This window comes from Mycobacterium sp. IDUB_19, from assembly GCF_055419445.1.
In genome coordinates this window covers 1-11,387 of record NZ_JBVAXR010000006.1, presented here as the reverse complement: position 1 = coordinate 11,387, position 11,387 = coordinate 1, and the positions used below count along the sequence as shown (strand labels likewise).

At 61.4% G+C, this 11,387-nt stretch carries 10 protein-coding genes; 5 read left to right on the top strand and 5 right to left on the bottom strand.

Translation table 11 applies throughout. The features are described 5' to 3' along the window. From ACZY0B_RS07370 to ACZY0B_RS07350, 5 genes are all read left to right on the top strand, one after another. A partial coding sequence (locus ACZY0B_RS07370) for an MMPL family transporter (protein ID WP_463763399.1) occupies nt 1–403 on the top strand: 403 nt, incomplete at its 5' end. A gap of 7 nt (nt 404–410) precedes the next feature. Then, nucleotides 411–3,353, top strand: a complete 2,943-nt coding sequence (locus tag ACZY0B_RS07365) for an MMPL/RND family transporter (RefSeq protein ID WP_463763398.1) — start codon at nt 411–413, stop codon at nt 3,351–3,353. 124 nt (nt 3,354–3,477) lie between these two features. Next, nucleotides 3,478–4,467, top strand: coding sequence for an ATP-binding cassette domain-containing protein (locus ACZY0B_RS07360; RefSeq protein WP_463763396.1), 990 nt, complete (start codon nt 3,478–3,480; stop codon nt 4,465–4,467). Beyond that, nucleotides 4,464–5,207, top strand: a complete 744-nt coding sequence (locus ACZY0B_RS07355; RefSeq protein ID WP_463763395.1) for an ABC transporter permease — start codon at nt 4,464–4,466, stop codon at nt 5,205–5,207. The genes ACZY0B_RS07360 and ACZY0B_RS07355 overlap by 4 nt, the downstream gene beginning before the upstream one ends. Further along, nucleotides 5,204–5,998, top strand: a complete 795-nt coding sequence (locus tag ACZY0B_RS07350) for an ABC transporter permease (protein WP_463763393.1) — start codon at nt 5,204–5,206, stop codon at nt 5,996–5,998. The genes ACZY0B_RS07355 and ACZY0B_RS07350 overlap by 4 nt, the downstream gene beginning before the upstream one ends. A gap of 46 nt (nt 5,999–6,044) precedes the next feature. On the opposite strand, the gene ACZY0B_RS07345 is transcribed toward ACZY0B_RS07350, so the two are convergent. The 5 genes from ACZY0B_RS07345 to ACZY0B_RS07325 all read right to left on the bottom strand — a co-directional run bounded on the left by ACZY0B_RS07345 (nt 6,045) and on the right by ACZY0B_RS07325 (nt 11,008). Further along, nucleotides 6,045–6,839 carry a glycosyltransferase family 2 protein gene (locus tag ACZY0B_RS07345; protein ID WP_463763544.1) on the bottom strand — a complete coding sequence of 265 codons (795 nt, stop codon included), beginning with the start codon at nt 6,837–6,839 and terminating at the stop codon, nt 6,045–6,047. Between the two features lie 61 nt (nt 6,840–6,900). Further along, complete coding sequence (locus ACZY0B_RS07340; RefSeq protein ID WP_463763392.1) at nt 6,901–7,632, bottom strand: FkbM family methyltransferase; 732 nt, start codon at nt 7,630–7,632, stop codon at nt 6,901–6,903. A gap of 100 nt (nt 7,633–7,732) precedes the next feature. Next, nucleotides 7,733–8,674: a GDP-L-fucose synthase family protein gene (locus tag ACZY0B_RS07335; RefSeq protein ID WP_463763391.1), complete on the bottom strand. Its 942-nt coding sequence runs from the start codon at nt 8,672–8,674 to the stop codon at nt 7,733–7,735. Nucleotides 8,675–8,681: 7 nt separating this feature from the next. Continuing rightward, a complete protein-coding gene (locus ACZY0B_RS07330; protein WP_463763543.1) occupies nt 8,682–9,671 on the bottom strand; it encodes an NAD-dependent epimerase/dehydratase family protein in 990 nt (329 codons plus the stop codon). Next, nucleotides 9,671–11,008 carry a nucleotide sugar dehydrogenase gene (locus ACZY0B_RS07325; protein ID WP_463763389.1) on the bottom strand — a complete coding sequence of 446 codons (1,338 nt, stop codon included), beginning with the start codon at nt 11,006–11,008 and terminating at the stop codon, nt 9,671–9,673. The genes ACZY0B_RS07330 and ACZY0B_RS07325 overlap by 1 nt, the downstream gene beginning before the upstream one ends. Between the last annotated feature and the right edge of the window lie 379 nt (nt 11,009–11,387).

The window sequence follows — 11,387 nt, the reverse complement described above, 5'->3', positions numbered from 1 at the left end:
GATGTCGGTGATCGTCCTGTTGGCCGTGGGCTCTGACTACAACTTGCTCCTTGTCTCCCGGATGAAAGAGGAAATAGGCGCGGGTATTAACACCGGCATCATCCGTGCAATGGCCGGTACCGGCAAGGTCGTCACCAACGCGGGGCTGGTGTTCGCATTCACGATGGCATCCATGGCGGTCAGCGACCTGCGCAGCATCGCCCAGCTCGGCACCACAATCGGGATGGGTCTGCTCTTCGACACCCTGGTAGTGCGCGCCTTTATGACGCCGGCCGTCGCGGCGTTGCTGGGTCGCTGGTTCTGGTGGCCGCAGCAAGTGCGGACCCGCCCCGCAAGCCAGATGCTGCGGCCGTTGGGGTCCCGCCCGTTGGTGCGTTCGTTGCTACTGAAAGAAACGCGGTGAGGCGCGCATGACCACCGAACCGATCAGCACCGAACGCGCTGCGGCTCCCGTCCGGAAGCCAGTCGTGGCACGGGTGCTCCGCAATCTCTCTCTGGTGTTCGTCCTGGGCTGGATCGCGCTGACGCTGCTGGTGACCTTCGGAGTTCCGTCACTGGAGCGGGTCGGCCGAGAGCACTCCGTGCCATTGGCCCCGCAGGATGCGCCGGCGGTGCAGGCCATGATGCGCATGGGCAAGGTCTTCAAAGAGTCCGACTCGGATAGTTTTGTGATGCTCGTGTTGGAGGGGCAGAACGACCTCGGGGACAGCGCGCACAAGTACTACGACAAATTGGTTCGTGCGTTAAAGGCCGACACGAAACATGTTGAGCACGTTCAGGATTTGTGGGGCGACCGACTTACCGCCGCGGGTGCGCAAAGCGCGGACAGTAAGGCCGTATACGTCCAGTTGAATCTGGTCGGCAACCAGGGCACGACGGCGGGCCAAGATTCCATTGCTTCCGTCCGGGATATTCTCGGGCAGAACCCACCGCCTGCTGGCATCAAGGCTTATGTCACCGGTCCGTCGGCGCTGTTCTCGGACATGCAGCAGGCCGGCGATAGATCCATCCTGAAAATGACCGCGGTAGGCGCGGCGATCATTTTCGTGGTGCTGCTGTTCGTCTACCGATCGATCATCACGGTGATTCTGTTGTTGATCACCGTGGGTATCGAAGTGCTCGCGGCCCGGGGCATCGTTGCGTTTCTCGGCGATAACAGTCTTGTGCAGTTGTCGACGTTCGCCGTCAACCTGCTGGTGGCCCTCGCGATGGCGGCCGGAACCGACTACGGGATATTCTTCTTCGGCCGATACCAGGAGGCGCGCCAGGCCGGCGAGGATCGGGAAACGGCCTACTACAACACTTTCCGCGGGGTTGTTCCCGTTGTCTTGGGTTCCGGTTTGACGATCGCCGGAGCCATGTTGTGCCTGAGCTTCACGCGGATGCCCATCTTCCAGACCATGGGCGTCCCGTGCGCCATCGGCTTGGTCGTTTCTGTGGTGATCGCCCTGACGCTGGTTCCCGCGGTCCTGACCATCGGAGGCCGCTTCGGGCTACTCGACCCCACCCGAGCGATCCGATTTGGCCGGTGGCGCCGGATCGGCACATCGATTGTGCGCTGGCCCGTACCCATTCTCATTGCGACGATTGCCGTCGCGCTGGTCGGTTTAGTCACGCTGCCCGGCTACCAGACGAGCTACAACAACCGGCTCTACATGCCCGACGACATTCCGGCCAACGTCGGGTACGCGGCCGCCGACCGGCACTTCTCCCAAGCGCGGATGATGCCGGAAATTCTGATGATCGAGTCCGATCACGATATGCGCAATCCGGCCGATTTCATCGTCCTGCACAGGCTGGCCAGGGCAATATTCAAAGTTCCCGGAATTGCCCGCGTTCAGGGCATCACCAGGCCCGAGGGAACGCCGATCGAACACACCTCGATCCCCTTCATGCTCAGCATGCAAAACTCGGCCCAGACGCAAAACATAAGATATATGAAGGCCCGCATGGACGACATGCTCGAGCAGATCCACATGATGGACATACAGATCGCGTCGATAACGCGCCTTTACGAATTACAGAAAAAGCTCACGGAATATACGCACGACTCAATCGGCAAGACCTATGAAATGACTCAGATCTTATACGAGCTACGAAATCATTTCGCAGATTTTGAAGATTTCCTCAGACCGATTAAGAGCTACTTTTACTGGGAAAAGCACTGCTTCGATATCCCCATCTGCTGGTCCTTCAGGTCGATATTTGACACGCTCGACGGAATCGACGAGCTGAGCGATAAACTCGGCGAGCTGCTGGTGGACCTTCATAAAATGGATGTGCTGCTGCCGCAGCTACTTGAGCAGTACCCGCAGATGCTTGCGTCGATGAGGTTCTTCAAGACGACGATGCAGACAATGCACAGCACGATGGGCGGGATCATTGGTCAGGTGGACGTCGACAACAAGGACGCCACCACCATGGGCCAGGCGTTCGACAACTCCAGGAACGACGATTCCTTCTATCTGCCTCCCGAGGTTTTCAAGAACCCGGACTTCCAGAAGGCGATGACTCAATTCTTGTCGCCCGACGGGAAAGCGGCCCGATTCATCATTTCCCACAAAGGGGACCCGGCATCGCCCGAAAGCGTCAACCGCGTAGACAAGATTCGGACGGCAGCCGAGGAGGCGCTCAAGACGACGCCGCTCGAAGACTCCAAGATCTGGCTCGCCGGCACCGCGTCGACCTTCAAGGACTTCAAAGACGGGTCCAAATTTGACCTGCTCATCGCGGGAATCGGCGCACTCTGCCTGATTTTCACGATCATGCTGATCATCACGCGCAGCTTTGTGGCCGCCCTCGTCATCGTGGGCACGGTGGCTCTTTCGCTGGGCTCTTCGTTCGGGCTCTCGGTGCTGATCTGGCAGTACCTTCTGGGCATCAAGTTGTACTGGATGGTCCTGCCGATGTCTGTGATCGTCCTGCTGGCGGTGGGGTCTGACTACAACCTGCTGCTGGTATCCCGGATGAAAGAGGAAATAGGCGCGGGTATCAATACCGGCATCATCCGTGCAATGGGCGGTACCGGCAAGGTCGTGACCAACGCGGGTCTGGTGTTCGCTTTCACGATGGCGTCGATGGCGTCCAGCGATTTGCGGATCATCGGTCAGGTCGGCACGACCATCGGCCTGGGCCTGTTGTTCGACACCCTGATCGTGCGCTCGTTCATGACTCCCACCATCGCCGCGCTGCTCGGACGTTGGTTCTGGTGGCCCCAGGTCGTTCGTCCGCGGCCGTCCAGTCAAATGCTGCGGCCGGAAGGATCCCGTCCGCTGGTACGCGCTTTGCTAGGCGAGGAACTCTCCGACGATGCGCCCACGGCCGAGATCCCGATCCCGAGGCACTCGGTCTAGTCGGCGACGCCGATTACGCGCGCGACAAACTCTGATCGCAATGAATTTGTAGATCGTTTGCGCGCCAGGTCTTTTGCGAGAGCAGTTGAAAACCAATCCCCGGGGCAATCGTCCGCTACCAGCAATGCGGCCAAGAGGCCGGGAGCAACATGAGATACTCCCTACTGTGTATCCAGACGCGATCGAGGTTGCAGATCTCACAAAGACTTTCGGGGGAAAGACGTCTGCGCTGTCCGGCGTGAGTTTCTCGGTTCCGGCCGGAACGGTATGCGGCCTGCTCGGCCACAATGGCGCCGGTAAGACAACCACGATCAATATCCTGTCCACCCTGCTGCGTCCGAGTTCCGGCAGCGCCACCGTCGCCGGATACGACATCGCCCGCCAGCCCGCCCAGGTCCGGGCCAGCATCGCGATGACGGGACAGTTCGTTTCGCTGGATACGTTGCTCACTGCCCGAGAGAACCTGGTGCTGTTCGGCAGGATGCGGGGCCTGCGCCGCCGTGAGGCAAAGGCCCGTGCCGACGAATTGCTCGAGCGCTTCGACCTCGTCGAGGCCGCCGACCGCCATGTATCCACGTATTCCGGTGGCATGCAGCGACGCGTCGACCTGGCTGCCGCCCTGATGGTGCTGCCGAAGGTGCTATTTCTCGACGAGCCGACCGCCGGGCTTGATCCGCGCAGTCGCCGCGACGTCTGGGCGCTGGTGAGTTCGTTGGCCCAGCAAGGGATCACCGTGTTGCTGACCACGCAGTACTTGGAAGAGGCCGACGTGCTGAGCGATTCGATCGTCGTCATCGACCGCGGGCAGGTGATCGCGAGCGGTACCGCCGAGGACCTCAAGCGCAGGGTAGGCACCAGTTACTGCCAGGTGAGTCCGGCCAATCCTGTCGACTTGCCCCACGTCGCGGCGGCGCTGACCGGACTGAACGGGATCGAGATCGACGATGACACCAACTCGGTGTCGGTGCTTGCCCCCGACGGGGTGGCCACGCTGGCCGAGGTGTTTCGCCGGGTCGATGCGCTCGGCGTCGAACTCGCCGACATCTCGCTGCGCAAGCCCTCGCTGGACGAGGCATTCCTGCACATCACCGAGCGGACCGTCACCCAATCATGAGCGCTCTGGCCGCCCTCACGGAACGGTCGCTGGTTTCCGCAACGCGCGATGGCGAGATGATTTTCGAGATTCTGTCACCAATCGCGTACCTGGTCGGCTTCAGCGTCGCCCTGCATGGCCTGATCGACACCGGCCACGTGAGCTACTCGCAGTACCTGGTGCCGGCCGTGGTCGTCCAGTCGATGATTTTTGTCGGCCTGCTCACCGCCGACCGCGCGATCCGCGACCACCTCAGTGGGCTCGCCGAGCGCATGCGGACGCTGCCGATCGCCGCCGCAGCCCCGGTGACAGCGCGGATGGCCGCGACCCAAATCCGGGCAGTACTCGCCCTTTTGGTAGCGGTGGTCGCCGGTTACGCCTTCGGATTCCGGATGACCGGCGGGCCGGCTTACGCGATAGCTTTCGTTCTCATCGCGTTGCTGCTGTGCCTGGCGGTTGGGCTGGGCGCCGACGCACTGGGGTCGAGTTCAAACAGCCTCCAGGGGGCCAGTTACATGCTGTTCGTCCCCCAGTTGCTGCTGTTCTTGCTGTCCACCGGTATCGCCCCCGAGAAAACTTTCCCTGCCTGGTTGCGCCCGTGGGTACGCAACCAGCCGGTCTCGCAGGTCGCGGAAACGTTGCGCGGCCTGGGCAGCGGACACCTGGTGGTCAACAACTTGGCAATCAGCCTGGCCTGGTGCGTCGGGATGGTGCTGGTTTTCGGTGCGATCACGCTGCGGATGCAGAGGCGCAGCGCGTGACAACGCGGACCGCGGTGGAAGGCTCATTACTGACCCAGAGCTGGTTGCAAGCTGTTCGGCTTCTCATCCGGTGGCGGCGCGACCGAGCCACGATGATGGGCTCGCTGCTCTTACCCATCTTCCTTCTGCTTCTTTACCAAGTGGTGCTGGGCGAGCAGGTACGCAAGGTCACCGGCGTGGACAGCCTTTACGGCCTCGTCCCGTTCTGCTCGGTGCTGTCGGCGCTGTTCGGCGCCTTGGGCAACGCGGTCGGCATCACGATGGACCGTCAGTCGCGGCTACTCAGCCGCATGTGGGTGCTTCCGGTACACCGGGCAAGCGCCCTGACCGGACGGCTCACCGCGGAAGCCGTGCGCGCGCTCCTCGGGACGGTCCTGATCACTGCGCTCGGAGTGGCACTGGGACTGCGCTTTACGCATGGCTGGGTCGCGGTGCTGCTGTACATTCTGATTCCATCGATCATGGTGGTCGGGTTCACGGCGATGGTGATCGCGCTCGTCCTTCGCACCAGCAGCCCCGTCGTCTTGACCTGGATCATGGGCGGGACCGTCGCCTTGGCATTTGTGAATCCTGGAACCACACCAATCGGGATGTTCCCGGATTGGTTTCGGCCGTTTGTTCGCATGCAACCGCTCTCGCCGCCCATCGAGGCGATGCGGGCATTGACCTACGGCGGTCCCGTTCTGTGGCCGCTGGCGATGACTGTCGCGTGGACTGCCGTGCTGCTCGCGATATTCGTCCCGCTGGCCCTGCGCGGTTACCGAGTCTGCGCCGAGTCCAGCGCACTGTGACAACCGGCCCAACGGACTTTTGGGCACCGTGAGTAGTCGGCTAGGACTACTGACCAGCGTGGCTGGCCCGAGCTTTCGACGCGGCCTTGTAACGCGTGACCCACGAACGAAATGCCAACTGGCGGTTCTCTTTTTCCTTGAAAAAGGACAGCATCCTGCCGGCGGTTTCCATGCCTGCCACCCAGAAGTACATCGGCAGCCGCTTCCTGAACTCCTTGTCCGTGCCCGTCCTCATACTCAGGCCGGTCATGTCGTTGTAGTCGGCAACGACGATGTCCATGTACCGGATGGCGAGCGCCGGGTTGGAGAAGCAGCGGATATTGAAGTCCCAGTCGGCCCAGATGGGATAGCGCAGGTTGTAAGGGCCAATGCCGGCGAACAGCTCGCGGCGATAGAAGATCGATTGATGGCAGATGTTGGTCTCGAACTGTAGACGGTCGAGGTCGAATTCCCCGGCATGGCGGGAGCCGGTGGAGCCCATGATCACATCGCCGTACACCAGATCGCTGGGCTCGTTGTCGCCGATGAAGGCGGCCACCCGGGCCAGCGTGTCCGGGTCGTGCAGGGTGTCGTCGGACCCGAGAAAGAGCAACCACGCCCCTGCCGCGAGGCTGACACCGCGGTTCATCGCGTCGTAGATACCCTCGTCGGGTTCGCTGTGGACGACCAAGCGTGCGCCGAAATCGGGGGCGAAGCTCTTGACGATGTCGAGTGTCTCGTCCGTCGAGGCGCCGTCCACCACGACCAGCTCGAAATCGCTAAAGGTCTGGCGGAGAAGACTTTCCGCGCAGGCGCCCACGGTTGCCGCCGCCTTCCAGGTCGGGACGATGATCGAAAACATCGGTGTGCTCACGCGCGACTCACAATTTTCGGCATACGTACTCGTCCCTCCCCCGGCTCATTCAATCGTCCTCACGGAAGAATATGCCGTCGGCCTGCAACATTCGCCCGTTTCGAATGTCTGTGAAACAGGGCAGCATTCCGGTCAGCGTGAAGCCCATTGAGTACGCCAAATCCAGCGCTTCGCGGATTAGCATCCCACCTTCATACAGCGGCAGGAAAGAAAGTTCGAGCTGCATCCCGACGCAGCGATCGCTCACCGTTGCAGTGCTCCCAGCGAGCACTTGTTTCTCGAACCCTTGGACGTCAATCTTGAGAAAAATCCGATCTGTAGGCCGCAGAATTTCTGGCACCACAGCATCGAGCCGATGGATCGGCACCTCTTCGGCGCCGACATAGTTTGCTGCCGGAAAGACGTCCTGATGGCTCTTCAGCATCGGCAAGACGGAGCTGCTTTCGCCGGAATTGCCTGCGACATTGATCGAGATTGTCCCGTCGACATCGCCCAGTGCATGTCGGCGGCAATCCCAGAGCGGATCCTTCGATGCGTGGCTCTGCAAATCGGAAAACGGCCCCGCCAAGGGTTCGAACGAGACGATGCGTCCCTGGTAGCCCCTCTTGCGCAGCCCCATGGCGTATTGGCCGGAGTTGGCGCCGACATCCAACACGACGTCAACGTGCCGTGATTTGAGCTGGTTGACGAACTCGCGCTTCCAGGCCCGCTCAGAGAACTGGCGTGGCACCTCGAAGGCGAAGCCCTTGGCGATCAGGCGAGCAGTGTCCAATAACGGCACTGCGTCACACTAACATGTCGATACCCCTGGACAGTCGGCTTCGCGCACAGACGACGGGGCGATCTGCGGGGCGCACCACTTGTGCGGCGCTTCACGCTAATCAGTTCAGGCGCAACACATCTGAATCGACGACCCAGTCGTACATTTTCTTGAGACCGGCTTCAATGCTGACGGTTGGTCGCCATCCGAGGGTCGTCAGTTTCGTGTTGTCCATGATTTTGCGTGGCGTGCCATCCGGGCGGGAGCGATCGAACTCGACGCGCCCCTGGAACTGGACGATCGATTTGATCAAAAGAGCCAGGTCTCGGATCGAAACCTCTTCGCCAGAACCAACATTGATCATGTCGCCGCTGTCGTACGAACGCAGCAGGAAGACGCAAGCATCCGCGAGGTCGTCAGCGTCGATGAGCTCACGCAACGGCGAGCCACTCCCCCATACGACAACCTCACCGGCGCCTGCCAATTTGGCCTCGTGAAACCGGCGCAACATGCCCGCCACAACGTGGGAGTGCTCGGGATGAAAATTGTCGCCGATGCCGTATACGTTCGACGGCATCACGGTGAATGCGTTGAAGCCGTACTGCTTTCGATACGCGTCACACATCGTCTTGCCGGCAATTTTTGCGACCGCGTAGGGCAAGTTGGTTTCCTCCAACGGTCCCGTTAGCAGCGCCTCCTCACGAATTGGTTGTTCGGCATCTCTTGGATAGATACAACTCGACCCCAAGAAGAGGAGCTTGCGCGCGCCGTACCGATAAGCGGCATCGATGACATTCGTCTGGATTTTGAGGTTCTCCCGGATGAAATCGGCGCCGTAGGTCGCATTGGCAACGATTCCGCCAACCTTCGCGGCTGCCAGGACGACGTACTCGGGCCGCGCAGTGGCAAAGAAACCCTCAACCGCCCCGTGGTCGTCGAGTGGCAATTCGTCGTGCGCGCGGGTCACGACGTCCGTGAACCCTTCGCTCAACAGTCGTCGAGTGATCGCGGAACCCACCATGCCGCGGTGACCAGCGACATAAATCCGCGAACCTAGCTCCATTGGCACCTCACAACAACTCATTGGTCACGACGTCGCTGCCATGTCGAAGGTACCAACCGGCAGTACGCTTCAGGCCCTCGTCCAGGTCGACGCCGGGCTGATAACCGAGTCTCCGCATCTTGCCGATGTCGGGGCACCGGCGCGGCGTCCCGCCGTCCGCCTCCTCGGTGGGACGAATCTCGACCTCGATCCCCACCGCCTTCGCAACCCGAACGGCCAGGTCGCGGATGGACACCTCTTCGTCATTGCCGATGTGAAAGACCTCGCGGTGGCCGCCGTTCTCGTACATGGTGAGCACGCCGTCGACGATGTCGTCGACGTAGCAGAACGCGCGGGTCTGGGTGCCGTCGCCCTGAATCTCAAAGGGCGCCGGTCCAGCCGATGTCGCATCCCGAGCCGCCCTGGCCCTGGCGATGAATTGAGGTATCACGTGCTTGTAGCCCATGTCGGGGCCGTACACGTTGTGTGGGCGAAACACCTGGACCTTGCGGTAGTGATCTTGTGCGTAGTCGAATGCGATCAACTCGGTGGCGATCTTCGAGCCGCCGTACGAATACCTCGGATTCAGGCTGTCCGGCAGCATCAGCGGAATCGTTTCCGGGGTGGGCACCACGGAGGGTGTCTGATACACCTCCGCGCTGGATGCGACCACGAGATCCGGCACGCCGGCGTTGCGCCCGGCGTTCACAACGGCCAATGCACCGCGTAACCCGACGTCCAACACCAACTCTGGTCGCTTGTAGAAGTTCTCGGTTCCATTGATCGCCGCCAGATGCATGACGACCTCTGCGCCGGCGAACGCCCGCTCGAGTGCCTCTTGGTCACGGACGTCGCAGCTGAAAAGCTCGATGTCGTCCGCCACTTCGGCCAGGCGCCCGGCCTCGCCTCGCACCATGGTGTCGATGACCGCAACATCCCAACCATCCCGGACAAGACGTCTGACCAAATAGGCGCCGATGAATCCGCCGCCACCCGTCACCACCACCCGAGTGCCCATCACAGCACCAGCCTGCTGTTGCCGACCGCGAAGTACGAGTTGCCCAGCTCAGATGTTGGCAAGTGGCTGAAGTGATTCCAATAGTCGAACACGAAGCCGTCGGGAGCGATGAACTCGCTGATCGTGCGCGGCGAAATCCTGCCGAGCTCGGGATGATTGTTGCCAATGATCACAACCGACGCGCCGCTCACCGCATCGCCGAGTCGGTCGAATGCGTGCTCGTCCGGGAAGGTTGCCGCCAGCTGCTCGGTCGTTATGACCGGGTCGAACAGACGGATCTCGGCGTCCGGATGAGCCTTCTTGATTGCGTCTAGCACCTTGATGGACATCGACCCCCGGAGATCGTCGGTGGCTGGGATGCCCTTAAATGCCATACCTAGCAAGGATATTCGCAACGGCGAGGGCAAATTACGTCTGGCGACTTCGTCGCTGATGAATTTGACGGTCTCCACCGGCTGTCGCTCGTTGACGAGCCGGCCCGCAACGGTGATCTCCAGTTCGATTCCGCGGGTACGAGCACTCTGCAGCAAGATGTGTGGATCCTTCTCCAGACACGGACCACCCACCAGGCCGGGCAGCGGCACGTTCGTCCGCTTGTAACCCAGCTTCCCCGACGAGATCACCTCGTGCGCGTTGACCGCGAACGCATCGCACAATCGCGCCACTTCATTGGCGAACGCGAAATGCACGTCGCGATAGGTGTTGTCGACGAGCTTGATGATTTCGGCGGCCTCCGGGCTCGACACCGCGACAATGGAATTGGTCAGCCGCCGGAAGACGGCCGCGGCACGGTCGCTGATAGCGGGATCATCTGCGCCCACGATTTGCGGCAATTCGCGCAGTTCCTGCAGCGCTTGACCTTCGAGGGTCCGCTCCGGGCACATCGCGATGTCGAAGCGCTTGCCGGACTCCGCGAGGATGGGCGATACCACATCACGTGTGGTCCCGACTTTGACGGTGGAACGCAGGATCACCAATGCGCCGTCGCCCATGTTCGCGGTGACCTCGTGACTGGCCGCCTCGATCATGTCGGTACGGACGAGCCCTTCGCTGGACAGGGGCGTCCCGACCGTGATGATGTACGTGTCGCAGACCGCATCTGGGCTTAGTTGCTCGACGGCCGCCAAGGCGCCCGAGCCGACGACCCGTGACAAGGCTTCCGGTAATCCGGTTTCGGAGAAGTGCGGGATGCCGGCCTTGGTCTGCTCAACGACCTCTGAGCGCTTCTCCACACCGATCACTTTGTTGCCCGCCTCGGCCAGCACAGTCGCGAGCGTTAGCCCCACGTAGCCAAGGCCGATGACTCCCACGTCATAGTGCGAAACTGGCAGACCCATGGTCCCTCCCGACAGTCGATGTGACAATCATTGCCGACTCGGCCGGATCGGCGGCGGGAAATGCTCTCCAAGCACGACTTCGATATGCAGTAGACATCTCCTTCGTCCTTGACCTGCAGCGTGCCGCACCCGGTAGTGTGCCACCCAATGGGTCTGGGCTGCCCGGCGGCGGTTGAAGTCCCTGCTTTGCTTCGTTTCGCGCAGAACCGAGGAGAATGCAGATGAATGAACCCGCCAAGTCGCGACGCAGCCCGGTCACCGCGGTTCGGGAAGGGTGTGCAGCGATTGCCGCCCAACCCGCGCGCACCATCCTGCTCGGCACCATTCTGCTGGCGTCAGCGCTTTCCGGGTTCACGGGTTTTGTTCTGACGCAATACTT